The 17866-nt window shown below is 72.5% G+C and carries 10 protein-coding genes; 1 reads left to right on the forward strand and 9 read right to left on the reverse strand.

Annotated elements, in window-relative coordinates; translation table 11 throughout:
• Positions 1-76 precede the first annotated feature (76 nt).
• The 8 genes from ACWFRJ_RS15355 to ACWFRJ_RS15390 form a co-directional block, all read right to left on the reverse strand.
• Positions 77-4714 carry an amino acid adenylation domain-containing protein gene (locus ACWFRJ_RS15355; RefSeq protein ID WP_453529527.1) on the reverse strand — a complete coding sequence of 1546 codons (4638 nt, stop codon included), beginning with the start codon at positions 4712-4714 and terminating at the stop codon, positions 77-79.
• 38 nt (positions 4715-4752) lie between these two features.
• Positions 4753-8136: an amino acid adenylation domain-containing protein gene (locus tag ACWFRJ_RS15360; RefSeq protein ID WP_453529530.1), complete on the reverse strand. Its 3384-nt coding sequence runs from the start codon at positions 8134-8136 to the stop codon at positions 4753-4755.
• Between the two features lie 15 nt (positions 8137-8151).
• Positions 8152-9078 (reverse strand): thioesterase II family protein, encoded by a 927-nt coding sequence (locus ACWFRJ_RS15365; RefSeq protein WP_453529532.1) that lies wholly within the window; start codon positions 9076-9078, stop codon positions 8152-8154.
• A gap of 16 nt (positions 9079-9094) precedes the next feature.
• Positions 9095-9505, reverse strand: coding sequence for a VOC family protein (locus tag ACWFRJ_RS15370; RefSeq protein ID WP_453529535.1), 411 nt, complete (start codon positions 9503-9505; stop codon positions 9095-9097).
• Positions 9502-10281, reverse strand: a complete 780-nt coding sequence (locus ACWFRJ_RS15375) for a sulfotransferase-like domain-containing protein (protein ID WP_453529538.1) — start codon at positions 10279-10281, stop codon at positions 9502-9504. Before ACWFRJ_RS15375 ends, ACWFRJ_RS15370 begins: the two co-directional genes overlap by 4 nt.
• Positions 10278-11531: an MFS transporter gene (locus tag ACWFRJ_RS15380; protein WP_453529541.1), complete on the reverse strand. Its 1254-nt coding sequence runs from the start codon at positions 11529-11531 to the stop codon at positions 10278-10280. Before ACWFRJ_RS15380 ends, ACWFRJ_RS15375 begins: the two co-directional genes overlap by 4 nt.
• A gap of 199 nt (positions 11532-11730) precedes the next feature.
• A complete protein-coding gene (locus ACWFRJ_RS15385; protein WP_453529544.1) occupies positions 11731-14040 on the reverse strand; it encodes an AAA family ATPase in 2310 nt (769 codons plus the stop codon).
• A 49-nt stretch (positions 14041-14089) separates the two neighbouring features.
• Positions 14090-14308: an MbtH family protein gene (locus tag ACWFRJ_RS15390; RefSeq protein WP_383275329.1), complete on the reverse strand. Its 219-nt coding sequence runs from the start codon at positions 14306-14308 to the stop codon at positions 14090-14092.
• A gap of 266 nt (positions 14309-14574) precedes the next feature.
• Between ACWFRJ_RS15390 and ACWFRJ_RS15395 the strand changes: the two genes are divergently transcribed.
• Positions 14575-16998 (forward strand): M20/M25/M40 family metallo-hydrolase, encoded by a 2424-nt coding sequence (locus ACWFRJ_RS15395; protein ID WP_453529548.1) that lies wholly within the window; start codon positions 14575-14577, stop codon positions 16996-16998.
• Between the two features lie 66 nt (positions 16999-17064).
• Here ACWFRJ_RS15395 and ACWFRJ_RS15400 read toward each other — a convergent pair.
• The coding region (locus ACWFRJ_RS15400) for a phosphopantetheine-binding protein (RefSeq protein WP_453529551.1) at positions 17065-17866 on the reverse strand (802 nt) is incomplete at its 5' end.

The raw sequence follows: 17866 nt of genomic DNA on the forward strand, positions 1-17866 counted from the left end.
CGCGGTGTCGGGCCCGGCTGTGGTCGTCGTCGTCACTGTGGTGGTCACTCTCCTGGTCGTGGGTTCGGCCCGGTTCTCAGGCCGTCGCCTCGGTGGGGGCGGGGGTGGCAGCGGGGACCGGACGGGTGCCGCGGTAGCGGCTGCGGTCGGCCCTGCGGACGGGGGCGCGGACGGTGACCTGCCGAGTTGCCTCCTCGTCGATGTGCGCGGCGAGCGCCGCGACCGTCGGGTGCTGGAAGAAGGCGCCGAGGCGTACCTCGGTGCCGCACGCGTCGGCGAGCCTGGCGGTGACCCGGGTGGCGAGCAGCGAGTGGCCGCCCAGTTCGAAGAAGTTGTCCAGGGCGCCGACCCGGCTCACCCCGAGGACGTCCGACCAGACCGTGACGACGGCCCGCTCGGTGGGGGTGCGCGGGGCGACGTACACGGCGGTGGTGGCATCGCGTCCTGCGCTCGGCTCGGGCAGCGCCTTGCGGTCGAGCTTGCCGTTGGCGCTCAGCGGCCAGGCGTCGAGGACCAGGAAGTGCCGCGGGACCATCGACTCGGGCAGCCTGTCCTGGAGGTGGGCGCGCAGCTCCGGCACGAGCGAGCTGCGCCAGGCGGCCTCCATCGGGTTGTTGGAGTACGCGGCCCAGCCCCGGTCGGGGGCCCGCAGCGGCAGATCGCGTACGGGACGCAGGGCGCGGTCCGTGTCGCGTGTGAGCAGTACGTCGAGGTGGCCGGGGCGCTCGGGATGCAGCGCCGGCACCACCTGATACCCCAAGTCAGCCACCGCGAGGGCCAGTTCGGCCGGGTCGAGCGCGGTGTCGCCCCGCGCTGCTTCGAGGTCGGCGGCGAGCCGCTGGTCCGCGACGGCCGGGATCAGTACGCTCTCGGGCCGTTCGGCGTCGAGTCGCGCCGCGAGATCGGCGACGGGGGCGGAGGGCCACTGGGCTGACTGGGCTGACTGGGCTGACTGGGCCACCGTGTGCTCGTCCGCGAGGTGCAGGACCGCGTCGTAGCGGTACTTGACCAGCTCGTTGCGGTGGTGGCCGCGCTTGGCGAGCAGGGAGACGCCCTCGATCTCGGGACGGTCACCGGCGAGCGCGGTGAAGAAGTGGGGGTCGATGACGAGTTCGGCGTCCTGGGCTGCCCGATCGGCGACTGCACGCTCGAACTCTTCCCCCTCCTGGCCCTGCTCCTGTTCGCCGCCCGCATCGGCCCGCTGGAGCGAGGCGTGGAACGTGTCGAGCAGCGCGTGGTTGCGGACGTCGCCCACGATCACCGCGCCGCCGGGCCTGACCACGCGCAGCGCCCGCGTCAGCACGTCGGCGAGGTAGTCGGCGTTGGGGAAGTACTGGGCGACCGAGTTGATGAGCACGGTGTCGAAGCTGTTGTCGGCCACCCCGTCGAACTGCTCGGCCGAGCCGTGCACGAGCTCCACCTCGCCCGAGCCCGGCGGCAGCAGGTGCAGCTTGTCCGCCAGGTCACGGACGGCGACCTCGGACACGTCGACGGCGCGGTAGTACTCGGTGTGCGGGGCGATGGGGAAGAGCAGCAGACCGGTGCCGCAGCCGATCTCCAGGACCCGGCGGTGCGGCAGCGCGAGCACGCGGTCCACGATCGAGTCGACCCACCCGTGCATCTCGTCCGCGCCGAGCGGCTCCCCGGTGTACGAGCTGATCCAGCCGGAGATGTCGAACGTCGGGTCGGCGGTCTGCTGCTCGCCCGCCCGGTAGATCTGGTCGAAGACCTCGCTCCACCGGTCGACCTGTGCGTCGTGCCCGGCGGCTGCGGGCTTCGCGGACTTGGTGAGGTAGGCGACCAACTGGGGTGTGCCGTCCGCGTCGGGCGCGGTGGTGACGAGGACCTGGTCGACCGCGTGGTGACCGACGAGGGCGGCCTCGACCTCGGCGGGTTCGATGCGCTGACCGCGGATCTTGATCTGGTTGTCGAGGCGGCCGAGGTACTCCACCGCGCCGTCGGCCCTGCGGCGCACCAGGTCGCCCGTGCGGTAGAGCCGCTCCCCCGCCTCGAAGGGGTCGGGCACGAAGCGGTCGGCCGTCAGGCCAGGACGGCCGTGGTAGCCGCGCGCCAACGGCACACCGCCGATGCACAGTTCGCCCGCGACGCCGATCGGCTGCATGCGCAGGGCCGCGTCGAGGATGTGGATACGGGCCCCGGTGATCGGGGTGCCGATCGGGACCCGGCCGGTGACCGGAGCGGTGACGTGATGGGCGGTGACGTCGATGGACGCCTCGGTCGGCCCGTACAGGTTGTGCAGCTCGGCGTGCGGGAACAGCGCGTGGAAGCGGGCGGCGACCTCCGGCGTCAGCTCCTCGCCGCTGCACACCACGCGACGCAGCTCGGGCAGCGCGGCGCCCAGGGTCTCGGCAGTGCCCAGAGCCGCTGCGCTGCCCAGAGCCTCCGCGGTGTCGAGGAACACCTTCAGCATGGAGGGTACGAAGTGGGCGGTGGTGATGCCGGCGGCCTCGGTGGCCCGCGCCAGATACTCGGGGTCGCGCTGGCCGCCCGGGTCGGCGAGCACGATCCGGGCGCCGGTCAGGAGCGCCCAGGTCAGTTCCCACACCGAGACGTCGAATCCGATCGGCGTCTTGTGCAGCACCCGGTCGGTGGCGTCGAGCCGGTACCGCTCCTGCATCCACAGCAGCCTGTTGGTGATGGCGTGGTGGGAGTTGGCTGCGCCCTTGGGGCGGCCGGTGGAGCCTGAGGTGAACAGGACGTAGGCCGGGTTGCGCGGGTCGACGGCGACTGCGGGGCGGGTCGTGGGCCGGGTCGCGAGGTCGTCGGCGATGTCCTCGACACGGACGATCTCGACGTCTGAGCCCGTGCCCGCGAGCACCGCGTCCGCGCCCGTGCCCGCGAGCACCACGTCCGCGCCCGCCGATGTCAGCACCAGAGCCGGGCGCCCGTCCTCCACCAGCTGACCGATCCGGTCCGCCGGATACGACGGGTCGAGCGGCAGATACGCGGCACCCGCCTTCAGCACACCCAACAGCACCGGAATCAGATCGCGACCACGCTCCAGGCACACCCCCACCAACGACTCGACACCCACCCCACGCTCGCGCAACCACCACGCGATCCGATTCGCCCGCTCATCCAACTCGCCGTACGAGTAGGACCACTTGCCAGCCTCACCCACCCCATCACCGCACACCGCCACCGCCGCCGGGTCCACATCCACCCGGCCCTCGATCAGCTCGTGCAGCAGCGCCGGAGCGAACGGCGCGACGCCGAGTCCGCTGAATTCCCTTATGCAGGCGTCCTGTTCGCTGCCCATGACGTCCAGGAGATCGACCTGCGCGTCGGGGTTCTCGACGGCGGCGGTCAGCAGGGCGATCACGCCCTCGACGAGACGTTCGGCGGTGGACCGGTCGTACAGCTCGGAGGAGAACTCCAGGGCGCCCGCGAGCGACCCTTCGGCGGTGAGCGTCAGTTCCAGTTCCAGGTCGAACTTGGCGGTGCCGGTGTGCTGCGGCACCACCTCGAACGTGACCTCGGGCAAACGGACTTCGGGGTAGGGAGTGTTGTGCAGGACCAGCATGTGGTTGACGAAGGGGATGCGGCCCGAGCTGTGCCGTTCGGGGCTCAGCTCCTGCACGATCCGCTCGAAGGGCAGGTCCTGGTGGGCGAAGCCGTCGAGCGCGGTCTGCCGTGCCCGCCGCACCACCTCACGGAACGAGACACCGCCCCCGACATCGACGCGCAGGGCGAGGGTGTTCACGAAGAAGCCGACCAACGGCTCGAGTTCCGTACGGGTACGGCCCGCGACGGCCGTGCCGACCACCACGTCACCACGGCCCGACCAGCGCCCCAGGACCGCCGAGAACGCGCCGAGCAGGCCCATGAACAAGGTCGCCGACTCGTCCTCCACGAGCCGGGTGAGGCCCGCGACCACAGGGGCCGGCACCTCCACACGTACGGAGTCACCCGCGAAGGAGTCCACCGCGGGGCGGGGCCGGTCACCGGGGACCTCCGGGGCGGTCGCGCCGTCGAGCTGCCCGCGCCAGTAGGCGAGCTGACGCTCCAGGCGCTCGCCCGACATCCACTCGCGCTGCCAGAGCGCGAAATCGGCGTACTGGACGGGAAGTTCGGGGAGTTCGTTCGGGCGATTCGACACCCTGGCCGCGTAGGTCTCGGCGAGTTCGTCGACGAGGACGCCGAGCGACCAGCCGTCCACCACGATGTGGTGCACGCACAGCACGAGCACCCACTCGGCGTCACCGAGCCGGAGCAGGGAGCCGCGCAGCAGAGGGCCATCGGCCAGGTCGAAGCCGCGCTCGTTCTCCTGCCGCACCCGCTCGCGCACCGCGTCCTCGGCGCCGCCCGATGCCCTGCCGCCGTCTCGCGCCTCGGTGACGGGCAGCGTCACGGGCGCCGCGGGGCGCACGACCTGCTGGACGGATCCGTCCTGGGCCGAGCGGAACACCGTGCGCAGCACCTCGTGCCGGGCCACCACGTCGCCGAGCGCGCCCTCCAGGGCCGAGACGTCCACGGCGCCGCGCAGCCGGACGAGGCCGGTCATCGAGTAGAGCGGCGATCCCGGCTGCATCCGGTCGAAGAAGTGCAGGCGCTCCTGCGCGTACGAGAGGGGGGCAGGAGCCTCCGGGTCGGGGCGGCGCTCGATGGCGCTCGACCGGCGTGCCACTCCCTGGCCGTCGAGGAGCTGATCGAGGAGTTTCTGCTGTTCGGCGGAGAAGGGCGCGAGGGCCATCGGTGTCGTACCTCCAAAGTGGTGGAGCCGTGGGGTGGTCAGTCCTTGAGCTGCTGCGTGATCTCGTCCGCGGCGAGGCCGCTGATCTGGAGGACGAGCCCTGCGATCTGGTCGACGTCGAGCCCCTCGCCACGGGCGGTCTCGCGCACCACGGCGGCGAGCCTGCGGACGGTGGACACTCCGACGAAGGCCCGCAGCGGGACTTCGACGCGCAGCATCGCGGTGATGCGGGAGACCACCTGCGTGGCGAGCAGGGAGTGTCCGCCGAGGTCGTAGAAGTCGTCCTGGGCGCCGACCCGTTCGGCCTTCAGGACATCGGCCCAGATCCCGGCGAGTACCTCTTCGAGCGCATCGCGGGGCGGTTCGTAGGCGGTCACGGTGACGAGGCGCTCGCCCGGGGCGGCGGTCAGGGCCTTGAGGTCGACCTTGCCGTTGGCCAGGAGCGGGAAGGCGTCGAGGCGTACCAGGGAGCTCGGCAGCATGGCAGGGGGCAGCCGTTCGGCGAGGAAGCCGCGCAGCTCGGCGGCGTCGAGGGCGCCCGTCCCTGTGAGGTGGGCGACCAGTTGGGCGGCTCCGTCCGCGCCGGGTTCCGTGGTGACGAGGGCCTGGTCGACGGCGGGGTGGTCGAGCAGCGCGGCCTCGACCTCGGCGGGTTCGATGCGCTGGCCGCGGATCTTGATCTGGTGGTCGAGGCGGCCGAGGTACTCCACCGTGCCGTCGTGCCGCCAGCGCGCCAGGTCGCCGGTGCGGTAGAGCCGCTCCCCCGCCTCGAAGGGGTTCGGCACGAAGCGGTCGGCCGTCAGGCCGGGCCGGGCGTGGTAGCCGCGCGCCAACGGCACACCCCCTACGCAGAGTTCACCGGGGACGCCGACCGGCTGTTCGCACAGGTCCGCGTCCAGGATGTACACCCGGGAGCCCGGGACCGGGCGGCCGATCGAGACGCGGCCCTCGGGGACGGGGGCGGTGAGGTGGTGGGTGGTCGCGTCGATGGTGGTCTCGCTCGGCCCGTACATGTTGTGCAACTCGGCGCCCGGCAAACGGCGTACGAACTCCGCGGCCAGGTCCGGGGGCAGCTCCTCGCCGCCGCACAGCATGAGCCGAAGGCCTGCGGCGCGCGCGTCGAGCCCGCCGTGGCCGAGGAGCGCGCGCAGCATGGACGGCACGACGTCGGCGCAGCTGATCCGGGCCCGTTCGCACAGGTCGAGCAGGTATCCCGGGTCGCGGTGGCCGCCGGGCGCCGCCATGACCACGCGCGCGCCCGTCATCAGCGGGACGAAGCACTCCCACAGGTGCGGGTCGAAGCCGAGCGGCGACTTGTGCAGGACCCGGTCCCCGGGATGGAAGCCGTACTGGTCGACCATGCCGCGCAGCCGGTTGGTGAGGGCGTGGTGGTGCAGCAGCGTTCCCTTGGGGCGGCCGGTCGAGCCGGAGGTGTAGAGCATGCAGAGCCCGTTCAGGGGGTGCAGCGGGACGGCGGGGCGGATCGTGGGCTGCTTCGCGAGGTCGTCGGCGATGTCCTCGACACGGACGATCTCGACGTCCGAGGCCGCGCCCGCGAGCACCGCGTCCGCGCCCGCCGATGTCAGCACCAGGGCCGGACGCCCGTCCGCCACCAGATGACCGATCCGGTCCGCCGGGTACGACGGGTCCAGCGGCAGATACGCGGCACCCGCCTTCAGCACACCCAGCAACACCGGAACCAGGTCACGCCCACGCTCCAGGCACACCCCCACGAGCGACTCGACGCCCACTCCACGCTCGCGCAACCACCACGCGATCCGATTCGCCCGCTCGTCCATCTCGCCGTACGAGTAGGACCACTTGCCCGTCCCCTCCGCGCCGTCACCGCAGACCGCTGTCGCCGCCGGGTCCACATCCACCCGGCCCTCGATCAGCTCGTGCAGCAATGCCGGGGCGAACGGCGCGATGTCCCGGCCCCCGAAGGTGTGAAGCAGCGCGCGCTCCCGCTCACCGACCGTGTCGAGGTGGGCCACCGGGGCTTCCGGGTCCGCGACCGCCGCCTCCAGGAGTGCGACGACGCCCGCCGCCAGACGCCGGGCGGTGGCAGGGTCGTACAGCTCGGAGGAGAACTCGAGGGCGCCGCTCAGGCCGCCGTCCGGGGTGGGAGCCAGTTCGACGCTCAGGTCCAACTGGGCTACAGAGCGGGGCAGTTCGACCACCTCGACGCTCAGGTCGCCGAGGGCGGGCGGGCTCATGGGGACGTTGCGCAGCGCCAGCATCACTTGGGCGACCGGGGGGTGGCTGGTGCCGCGTTCGACGCCGAGTTCCTGGACCACGCGCTCGAACGGGACCTCCTGGTGCGCGAAGCCGTCGAGCGCGGTCTGCCGCGCCCGCCGCATCACCTCACGGAACGAGGCGCCGCCCCCCACGTCGACGCGCAGCGCGAGGGTGTTGACGAAGAAGCCGACCAACGGCTCGAGTTCGGTACGGGTACGGCCCGCGACCGGCGTGCCCACGACGACGTCCGGCTGTCCGGCCCAGCGCCCGAGGACCGCCGAGAACCCGGCGAGCAGCCCCATGAACAGGGTCGCCGACTCGCTCTCCGCAAGGCGGGTCAGCCGTCCGACCAGGGCAGCGGACAGGTCGAGCGGCACCGAGTCCCCGGCGAACGACTGCTCGGCGGCGCGCGGGCGATCGCCCGGTACGTCGAGCACCGGGGCGCCGCCGAGGTGGCCCCGCCAGTACGTCAGGTGCTCAGCGAGTTGCTCGCCGGAGAGGCGCTCGCGCTGCCAGACGGCGAAGTCCGCGTACTGCACGGTGAGTTCGGGCAGCCGCGGGGCGCGCCGTTCGGCGCAGGCCGCGTAGGCCTCCGCGAGTTCACCTACCAGGACGCCGAGCGACCAGCCGTCCACCACGATGTGGTGCACGCACAGCACGAGTACCCACTCGGTCTCGGTGCGGCGCAGCAGCGAGGCCCGCACCAAGGGTCCGGTGGCGAGGTCGAAGGGGTGGGTGGTCTCACCGCGCACCCGCTCCCAGAGGGCGTCATCGGTGATCTCCGGCGCGAGCTCGGTGACCGGCAGCGGTACCTCGCCCGCGGGCCGCACCACCTGCTGGATCAGGCCGTCCGTGTCCTCGCGGAACACGGTGCGCAGCACTTCGTGGCGCCGGACGAGCGTGCTGAGCGCCCCTTGCAGGGCGGCCGTGTCGACGGCGCCGCCGAGCCGCAGGACGATGGGCAGGACGTACGCCGTGGAGTCGGGCTCAAGGGCGTGGAGGTACCAGAGCCGCTCCTGTCCTGGCGATGCGGGGAAGGTCTGCTCGCCGCCCGTGGTGCGCGGCTGGGTCGGGACCGCGGGGTTCTTCGCGGCCTTGCGGCGGGCCAGTTCGAGCGTGAGCCGCGCCCGCTGCTGCGGGGTGAGCCCGGCCAGGGTCTCGGCGAGTGGGGCTTGGGGGTTCATCTGCTGCTCCTGGGCTCAGGCGCCGGGTGTGACGAGGGCGAGATCGCGGGCGAGGCCGTCGAGGACGGGGCCGGGGTGCTCGTGCAGGAAGAAGTGGCCGCCGGGAAAGACCCGGAGGCGGCGGTCGCCCGCGATGTCGCTCGGCGACCAGGGCCATGCCTCGGCCTCGGAGACCAGCGGGTCGTCGGCGCCCACGTACACGCGCAGCGCGCACGGCAGGGGTTCTTCGCGGCGGGCCCGGTGGCCGGAGAGGATCTCCAGGTCGGCGCGGAGCACCGGCAGATAGAGGTGCAGGAACTCGGCGTGGCCGCGGAGTTGGGCCGGCAGGCTGCCGGAGTGGTCGAGCAGGGCGAGGAGGTCCTCGTCCGGGGTCGCAGCGCCCTTCGCCCAGCGGTCGGGCGGCGGCATCGACGGAGCGGGCGACGCGGCGGTGATCAGCGCGTGCACCGGGTGGCCGTGGCGGTGGCGCAGCGAACGGGCGAGTTCCAGGCCGACGACCGCGCCCATGCTGTGGCCGAAGATCACCAGCGGGAGTTCGGGGAGGCCGTCGAGTGCCGTCTCGACGCCGGTGACGACATCGGCCATCCGCGTCAGCGGGCGCTCGCCGATGCGCGTGCCGTGGCCCGGCAGCTCGACGGCGACCACCTCGGTCCCTGCGGGAAGGCGCCGCGCCCATCCGCCGTAGACGTGCGCGGCTCCGCCTGCCGGTGGCAGGCACAGCAGACGCCGCCGGGGCCGACCGCCGGAGTGCCAGGTCCGCAGCCAGGGCGAGCCTGCCGCCACCGCACGGCGCTGTTCGTCCCGCGCATGTGCGTGTGCCTGTGCCTGTGCCTGTGCCTGTGCCTGCGTCTGCGTCTGCGTCTGCGTCTGCGTCTGCGTCTGCGTCTGCGTCTGCGTCTGCGTCTGCGTCTGCGCCAAGGACGGGATGGATGAACCGCTCATGCCCCTACCGCTCCTCTTATTCCTCGAAGTGACCGGGCGCGAGGCTGCGCAGTACGCAGAACTCGTTGCCCTCGGGGTCGGCGAGCACCGTCCAGCTCGCTTCCTTGGCCGTGCCGATGTCGATGGGGCGGGCGCCGAGCGCGATGATGCGCTTCACCTCGGCCGCCTGGTCGCTGTCGATGGGGCAGACGTCCAGGTGCAGCCGGTTCTTGCGGATCTTCGTGGTGTGGCCGCGGGCGAAGACGATCTGCGGGGCGACCGGGGTGCGGCGCAGTTCGTCGAGCGGGGCGAGTGCCGCGGGGCCAATCTCCACGAGGTCGCCGTCGCGGTCCTCGTGCACGGTGTAGTCGAGGACGGCGCACCAGAACGCGGCGAGCCTGCGCGGCTCCAGGCAGTCCACGGCGAGCTGTTCGAAGCGGCTTGTCATACGGCGGCTCCTCGGTTCGCGTCGATGGGGTGCGTGCCGATGCGGTGGGCGCGCAGCTCCTCGTGGAAGGGGAGCTGCGCGGCGTGCAGGGCGGCCAGGCGCGGGTTGTTGTGGACGGTGTCGGCGTAGTCGCCGGAGCGGGTGTGGATGCCGGTGCTGGCCGCCGCGTCGCGGTGCCACTCCTCGAACACCTGCCATTCGCCGCGCTCGCCGGCCTGCCAGCTCAGCGCGTCGGGCCGGTGAGGCAGTCCGGTGCGCAGGCTGTACGCGGCTGCCGTGCCCGCCGGGTCGGCCACCAGGTCGTCGGCGTCCACGACGGCCGGTACGGTTCCGGTGGCGGCACGGACGGTCTCGAAGATCTCGTGGCAGAGGCCGAACCCGACCTGGTCCACGGTGAGTTCGGGGTTGCGGGCGAAGTGCGAGGCGATGGCCTCTGCGGGGTCGCGGATGATGAAGGTGTGCTGGATCTCGGTGGTGAACCGGGCATCGGCGAGCAGTTCGGCGTACCGGAAGTCGGTGGTGTCCTTGAAGTAGACCGGGCGGCCACCGGTCCTGGCGAGCTCGATGATCGCGTCGAGGAGCTCGGTCTCGCTCCGCAGGGCGCGGCCCTCGATGTCGTAACTGCCCTTGCTGACGAGGACGTTGAACGGCTCGTGCAGGACGGTCACGTCTCCGCGCTCGATCATCATGCGCTCGAAGGCCGTCGAGCGGCAGCGCGGAGGGCTCCACATGGCGATCACGGCCGGGCCGGTGCGCGCGGTCCTGGGGGCGGTCATGAAGTTCCTTTCGGGGTGCGGGAGAGCACGGGGAGGCTGAACGCCCAGGCCACGGCGAGGACGGCGGCGGCCAGATAGAAGGGGGCCCGCATCCCGGCGAGGGAGGCGGTGGCGCCGCCCGCGAGGGCGCCGAGCGGGGACATGCCGACCGCGACGAGCCGGTAGGAGCTGCCGACCCGGCCGAGCAGGTGCGCGGGGACGAGGACCTGGCGCAGGGAGGTGGTGACGATGGTGATGACGGCGAGCGCCATGCCGACGGTGCTGAGCACTCCGGCGGCGAACAGCGGCTGCGACGTGGCACCGGCGACGGCGAAGGAGAGCGGGGCGAGCCCGCAGAAGAGCAGCACCGTCCGCTCGCGGCCGAGCCTGCGGGTCAGCGCCGGGGTGACGACGACGCCGACCACCCCGCCGACCGCGATGACGGCCATGAGCAGTCCGTAGCCGACACTGTCGACGCCGAGGACTTCGTAGGCGTAGAGGACGGCCACGGCGACGACGGCGCTGAGCGCGAAGTTGAAGGCGCCGACCAGCGCGCACACCGTCCGCAGCGCCTTGTGCCGCCACAGCCAGCGGATCCCCTCTCCCGCGTCGGCGAGGAGCGAGGTCTTCGCGGTACGGGCGGGCGGCGGCGGCACGCGCCCTGCGAGGCCCGCGATCAGGAAGGCGGAGAGGACGAAGGTGGCCGTGTCGACGGCGTACGGGAAGGACGTACCGGAGACGAGGAGAAGCGCGGCGAGCGGCGGCCCCGCCAGTTCCACGCAGAGCATCGCTCCGCCCTGCAGCAGGCTGTTGGCCTTGTCGAGCAGGGGCTCGGCGACCAGGCGGGGCAGCAGGGCGAGCGCGGCGCTGTCGCGCAGGGTCTCCACCACCCCCATCACCAGGGCGAACGCCATGAGCAGCGCGATGTGACCGTGTCCGGTGAACAGGGCGAGCGTGAACAGGGCGGCGACCGCGCCGCGCGTGACGTCGGACCAGAACATGACGCGCTGCTGGTCGTGCCGGTCCACGAAGGCCCCGGCGAAGGTCCCCGCGAGCACCCAGGGGAGCTGGCCCGCGAAGGTGACGAGGGACAGGAGCAGCGGGTCGCGGGTGAAAAGCGCGGCGGTCAGCGGCAGCGCGGCGAGCCGAAGTCCGTCGCCCCAGGAGGCGACGAAGGTGGTGGTCCACAGCCGCCAGAAGGGCCCGCCGAGACGGGCGGGCACTGTCGCCGCACCGCCGGTCAGCTCGGCCTCCTCGGGCGCGGCGGTCATGACGCCATCCCTTCTCGCGAGGAGCTCAGGGGGCACTTGGCTCCCAGGTCGCTTCCGCCTCCCCGGCGCACCGGATGCCGCCTCACACGGCGGGTGGCGCCGGTGCGCTCGCCCTCCTCGGGCGCGGACGTCACGGCGGCCTTCCCTTCTCCGCGGTCGTTTCCGCTGCCCGGGTGTACCGGACGCACCGGGTGCCGCCTCACGCGGCGGGCCTTGCGGTGGGGACCGGCTCCTGGGTGACCAGGTGCGCCGCGCGGCCGACCATCGCGGCGACCTCGGCGCGTGAGCACACGCCCAGCTTCTTGAAGATGCGGGCGAGGTAGGTCTCGACGGTCTTCGGGCTCAGTTCGAGGGTGTGGGCGATGCGCTGGTTGGTGTGGCCCTGGCTGACCAGGATCGATATCTCCCGCTCCCGGCCACTCAGTTCGGGCAGCAGCGGCGCGGGTTCCTGAGGGGCGGGCCGCGCCACGCCGTGCAGCAGGTCCAGTTCCTCGCGCAGCCCCGCGGCGAGCGCCAGCATCGGCGTGGCGCCGGTGGCGCGTGCGATGCGCTCGGCCTCATCCGCGCAGGCGAGCGCCTCGGGGAAGTAGCCGAGGCGTAGCCGCGCCTGGCCCAGGCCGATGAGCAGCCGGGGCGCCAGGTGCTCCTGCCCGAAGCGGCGGGCCAGTGCGACCGCCCGCTCCAGGTGGGTCTCGGCCGCGCGCGGCAGGCCGAGGAACAGCTCCGTCCCTGCCAGCCACTGGAAGGCTTCCAGGTGGGCGGCGAGCATCTCGTCGGGGAGTGAGTCGACGAGGGCGGCTGCCCGCTCGGCGTGCTCCGCAGCAGCGGACGTACGCCCGAACTGCGCCTCGGTGGCGGCGAGTGCGGCCAGCGCGGACGGGTCGCGGGGTGCGGCGGCGCCGAGCGCGGTGAGAGCGGCCCGGTCGGCACCGCTCCATGAACCACCCGCCTCCAGGACCAGCGCGGTCATGGCGAGGCGCAGAGAGCAGCAACCAGGCCTGGCGGCGCCCTCGGTGTCGGTGGCCGGGGCGCAGTCGCCCTCGCACCCTATGAGCGCGGGGAGTTCGCCGTGCAGCAAGTGGCGTGCGGCCTCCGGGCGGCCCATCAAGCGGTGCGCGAGAGCCTGCGAGGCGACGGCCTCGGAGCGCTGCGCGGCCGGAACGTCCGCACCGGGGGCGAGGAGGCGTTGCAGTACGGCCGCGCCCTCCTCGAACTCACCGCTGTGCAGCAGCGCCCTGCCGAGCACGCTCTGGGCGCGGGCCCGCAGCGCGACGTCGGCGGTGACGGCGGGCCGCAGCGCGTGCCGGGCCCAGCGCACGGCCGCGTCGGGATCGCGCGGGGCGGCATCCTCGGCGGCGTCCACCAGAGCCCGTACGTCCTCGTCGTCGGCCACCTCGACCGCGTGAAGGAGCTGTTGGGCGCGGAGTTCGGCCGGGCCCTGATGGCAGCGCAGGGCGGCAGCGGCACGGGCGTGGGCGCCCGAGCGCCAGCCGCGGCCCGCCGAGTGATAGGCGACGGCCCGCACGACGGCGTCCCGGAAGCAGTAGTCGGCCCCCTCGCCGACGGGCCGCACCAGGTCCTCGGCGAGCGCCTCGTCGAGCCCGGCGCGCGCGGCGCTCTCGTCGAGCCCGGCGACAGCGGCGGCGATGGCGAAGTCGAAGGCGTCACCGAGCACGGCGGCGGCGCCGACCATGGCACGCCCGGAGGGGCCGAGCCCCTGGAAGTCACCGAGCGCGGCCGCGGCCACCCGGGCGGGCGGCTCGGCCGGAACGGCGAAGGGCGCCTGGGTGCCGGTCGCGGCGAGCGCGAGCAGCAGCCCGGGATTGCCGCCGCTGCGCCGCAGCAGGGTGCGCCGGGTGCGGTCGTCGGCGCCGGACGGTACGAGCGCGGTGAGCTCGGGGTCGTCCAGGGCGTACGGGGCCAGTTCGACGCGGTGTGCGAAACCGCGGGCGGCCGCGTCGGCGAGCAGGGTGTGGGTGCGGTGGTCGAGCTGGCGCGGGCGGTGGGCGACCGCGATGAGCACGGGCCCGGCGGGCGGCCGCTCGAGGAGGTAGCCGAGCAGGTCGAGCGAGTCGGCGTCGGCCCGGTGGAGATCGTCGAGGATCAACAACAGGCCGCTGTCCGAAGCAAGTTCGTGGATCAGAGTGCGGATGGCCCGGCACTCGCGGTACAGGTCGCAGGAGGGGTGGTCGTGCGGCACACCCTGGCTCATCGAGGGGAACAGGGCGGCGAGCCGCTCCTGCTCCTCCTCGCCGAGCCGGGCGCGCAGCTCCCCGCCCCGCGCGGTCACCAGATCGTCCAGGGCGTCGAGGAAAAGCCCGAACGGCGCCGAGTCCTGGAGCCGGCCCGGACGGCCACGGGCGACGGACCAGCCGCTGTTCGCGGCACGGCGGGCGAGTGCGTCCAGGCGGCGGGTTTTGCCGCTCCAGGCGTCCCCGGCGATCTCGAGCCCACGGGCGGATCCACCCTGGGCCAGTAGCTCATCGAGCAGTTGCTGCCAATGGGCCATCACAGCTCGTTCCCCCTCGTTGGTCGGTTGGGCGATTCGGCGGGAGAGGTCAGGCGGAGGCGGCCGGGGCGTCACCCATGGAACGGCGCAGGCTCAGCGGCCGCATGTCGGTCCAGTTCGCGTCGATCCAGGTGAGGCACTCGTCCTTGGGGCCGGTCACCCCGACGGTCCGCCAGCCCTCCGGCACCTCGCGCCCGGTCGGCCACACCGAGTACTGCTCCTCGTCGTTGACGACGACCCAGTAGGTCTCAACGGCAGCATTGATCATTGTTTTTCTCCGGCTTCTGCATTCGACGGGGAAGTTCAATACCGACGTAAAGCTAGCCAGCGAACGAGGCGCCGCCAGAACGGCGGCCGGACTTTGTCAATTCGCCCCGGCGGACCGCCCGGACTATGTCAACTCGACGAAACACCTTGTCAGATGGGAGCGACAGGACGCCTTGGGCCTCTCGATAATTCAGGTGAAGTACGCGTTCCGAGCCGACCGCCCGAATTGCCGAACATTCCCAGACACGGAGAGACTGGTGCTTCACCATGCCCAATTCCGGGGCCAGTGCCCCTGTTCCCGCGCGCACGAAGGCACCGTCGAAAGCGCGCTGGGCCGCGCTCGTGGTCCTCGCCCTGTTCGCGCTGCTGACCGGTGCGTCCGTGTGGACGCTGCAAGCGCCGGACGCGAAGCCGGCCGACGCGTCGCCGACTGAGTTCTCCGCCGCACGCGCCCTGAAGGACGCGAAGGTGATCGGCAAGGAACCGCGCCCGCTCGGCAGCCCGGCGTCGGCCTCGGCCCGCGACTACCTCACCCAGCGTCTCACCGACCTCGGCGGCAAGGTGAAGGCGCAGGCGCAGCCGGTGTCCCGCGACGAGGAGGGCACCGCACTCGTGGCCACCGTCACCAACATCCATGCCGTCTTCCCCGGCACGGCGGGCGCCGACGCCGACGCCGACGCCGGACATCTGCTTCTGATGGCGCACTACGACTCGGTGCCCGCCGGGCCGGGAGCGTCCGACAACGGCGCCAACGTGGCCGCCGTACTCGAAGTGGTGCGGGCCCTGCGGGCGGACGGCAAGACGGCCCGCAACACCGTGGACGTGCTGTTCACCGACGGCGAGGAGCCCGGCCTGCTCGGCGCGCACGCCTTCGTGGCGGGCGGCTCGCTCGACCCGGCGAACACGGTCGTCCTGAACCTGGAGGCACGCGGCACATCCGGCCCGTCGATCATGTTCGAGTCGGGGCCCCGTAACAGCGGCGCACTGTCCGCGCTGAGCGGCGCCGACCGGCCCATCGCCACGTCACTCGCCGACGAGGTCTACACGTACCTGCCGAACGACACCGACTTCTCCGAGTTCAAGAAGGAGGGCTTCGGCGGCCTCAACTTCGCCTTCGTGGACGGGTCCGCCCGCTACCACACGCCCGACGACTCGGTCGCGAACCTCTCCGCGGCCAGCATCCAGAGCCAGGGCGACAACACCCTGGCCGCCGCCCGTGATCTGTCAGGACGTGACCTCACCAAGCTGCGCGACGGCGGCGACGACACCTACTTCACGGTGACAGGACTGCTCGTCCACTACCCGCGCTACCTGGCCCTGCCGCTGGCGCTGCTCGCCGCGGCGGGTTACGCGGTCACGGTCTGGTACGCGGGCCGACGAGGCCTGGCCCGCGGTGGAATCGGCCGCGCCGCGCTGACCTTCCCGCTCGCGCTGCTCGCCGCCGCCGTGGTCGGCTTCGGCGGCTGGCAGCTGCTGTGCGCGATCCGGCCCGGATACGCCGACCTCTCGATGGGCGACAGCTACCGACCCGGGTGGTTCCGCGCCGCGTTCCTGACGCTGACCGCGGCGGCCGTACTCGGCTGGTACCTGCTCCTGCGCCGCAAGGTGACGGCCCCTCAACTCGCCCTGGGCGGCTGGGGCTGGCTCACCGGCCTCGGACTGCTCACCGCCGTACTTGCCCCGGGCGCCGCCTACCTGTTCACCTGGCCGGTACTCCTCGGCAGCGCGGCCCTGTGCGTCGCGCTGCGCACCACGGAGTCCGGTTCTGGGTCCGGGTCTGGGTCCGGGTCCGGGTCCGGCGACACCTGGCGCACGGTGGCGGTATCGGTGTGCGCCCTCGTCGCCCTGCCGCTGCTGCTTCCGGTGATCGTGCTGGTCTTCCCGACCCTCGGCCTGTCCCTCGCGGTGGCGCCCCTTGCCGTGATGGCGCTGCTCGCCACGGCGTCCGTGCCGCTGCTCGGCCTGCTGCCGCGCCGTACCGCACCGGTCACCACGTGGCTGGCCCTGGCGGCCGGAGTCGCGCTGGTCGTCACCGGCCTGCGCCTCGACACCTTCGACGCGGCCCACCCGCGCCACACCAACCTGGCCTACGCATGGGACGCCGACCGCGGCACGGGCCACTGGATCAGCTCCGACAACACCCCGCCGAAGTGGACGAGAGCCCTCGCCGGGACCGAACACGCCGACATCCGGGCCGAGTTCCCCACCTTCCCGACCACGCTCGCGGGCGGCCTCGCCACCCAGGCGCACATCGCGACGGCCGCATCGAGCAGCGGCCCGGCCGCACCGACCGTCAAAGTGAAGCCCGGCAAGGCGGGGCGGGGCGGCGCCCGCACCGTACGCCTCCACATCAAGCCCGAGCCGGGCACGTCGTACGTGAGCCTGTTCGCCGACACCTCCGCGCACACCGTCACCGGGGCCGATGTCATCGGCGCCCACGTGAAGGGCGGCACCAACCGGCCCACGTCCGCCGGACCGTGGAAGTGGGGCTTCGCCCTCTACACCATCCCCGCCGACGGCTTCGACATCACGGTGAAGGTCACCGGTAAGGGCGAGATCCCGCTGCGCGTCACCGCGTACTCGCGCGGCCTCCCGCAGGGCGCGGGTTCCCTCCCCAAGGACCTGACGTGGGGCACCTGGGGCGCCAACCTGACCGACGTCACAGCGGTGGGTCTGACCGTACGCGGCTGACTTCACGCTTCTGATCGAGCGGCCCCGGGTGTTCCCTGCCCGGGGCCGCTCGACGTGCGCCGACATCTACAAGGTGGCCAGAGCGGCGAGGAGTTCGGCCTCGTCCGTGTCGGAGAGCTGAATCTCCTGGACCGCCTCCGCGAGCGCCTCGACCGTGGGCCGGCCGCTGATCATCCGCTCCAGCGGCAGCTCGACCCCGAAGGTGTCCCGCACCCGCGAGACGATCTGCACGGCGAGCAGTGAGTGACCGCCCAGCGCGTAGAAGTCGTCGCGCACTCCCACCGCCGCGGGCGTCCCGAGCACCTCGGTCCAGATCAGCGCGAGCTCCCGCTCCACTTCGTCCCTCGGTTCCACGCGCTCCGCGCCAGTCACCCCGGGTCCCTCGAAATCCGCTACAGGTGGGGGGAGTTGGGTGGTGTTGGTCTTGCCGTTGGGGTGTTGGGGGAGGGTGGTGAGGTGGGTGAGGTAGGTGGGGATCATGGCTGGGGGGAGGTGGTGGGTGAGGTGGGTGCGGAGTTGGGTGGGGGTGGGGGGTGTGGGGGTGTTGGTGGTGTAGTAGGTGGCGAGGTGGGTGTGTCCGTCGGGGGTGGTGTGGGTGGTGGTGATGGTGTGGGTGATGTGGGGGTGGGTGTGGAGGGCGGTGTCGATTTCGGCGGGTTCGATGCGTTGGCCGCGGATTTTGATTTGGTGGTCGGTGCGGCCGAGGTAGGTGAGGGTGCCGTCGGTGTTGAAGTGGGCTTGGTCGCCGGTGTTGTAGAGGCGTTTGCCGGGCCTGGTGGGGTGGGGGGTGAAGCGGTCTGCGGTGAGGGCGGGTTGGTGGTGGTAGCCGCGGGCGAGGGGGGTGCCGCCGATGTGGAGGGTGCCGGTG

This window comes from Streptomyces sp. NPDC055239 (genome assembly GCF_053606205.1).

What these genes read in the sequence shown, in the direction of transcription:
- ACWFRJ_RS15355 (WP_453529527.1), bottom strand. Translation starts at nt 4,714, where the DNA reads ATGGCCCTCGCGCCCTTCTCCGCCGAACAGCAGAAACTCCTCGATCAG.
- ACWFRJ_RS15360 (WP_453529530.1), bottom strand. Translation starts at nt 8,136, where the DNA reads ATGAACCCCCAAGCCCCACTCGCCGAGACCCTGGCCGGGCTCACCCCG.
- ACWFRJ_RS15365 (WP_453529532.1), bottom strand. Translation starts at nt 9,078, where the DNA reads ATGAGCGGTTCATCCATCCCGTCCTTGGCGCAGACGCAGACGCAGACG.
- ACWFRJ_RS15370 (WP_453529535.1), bottom strand. Translation starts at nt 9,505, where the DNA reads ATGACAAGCCGCTTCGAACAGCTCGCCGTGGACTGCCTGGAGCCGCGC.
- ACWFRJ_RS15375 (WP_453529538.1), bottom strand. Translation starts at nt 10,281, where the DNA reads ATGACCGCCCCCAGGACCGCGCGCACCGGCCCGGCCGTGATCGCCATG.
- ACWFRJ_RS15380 (WP_453529541.1), bottom strand. Translation starts at nt 11,531, where the DNA reads ATGACCGCCGCGCCCGAGGAGGCCGAGCTGACCGGCGGTGCGGCGACA.
- ACWFRJ_RS15385 (WP_453529544.1), bottom strand. Translation starts at nt 14,040, where the DNA reads ATGGCCCATTGGCAGCAACTGCTCGATGAGCTACTGGCCCAGGGTGGA.
- ACWFRJ_RS15390 (WP_383275329.1), bottom strand. Translation starts at nt 14,308, where the DNA reads ATGATCAATGCTGCCGTTGAGACCTACTGGGTCGTCGTCAACGACGAG.
- ACWFRJ_RS15395 (WP_453529548.1), top strand. Translation starts at nt 14,575, where the DNA reads ATGCCCAATTCCGGGGCCAGTGCCCCTGTTCCCGCGCGCACGAAGGCA.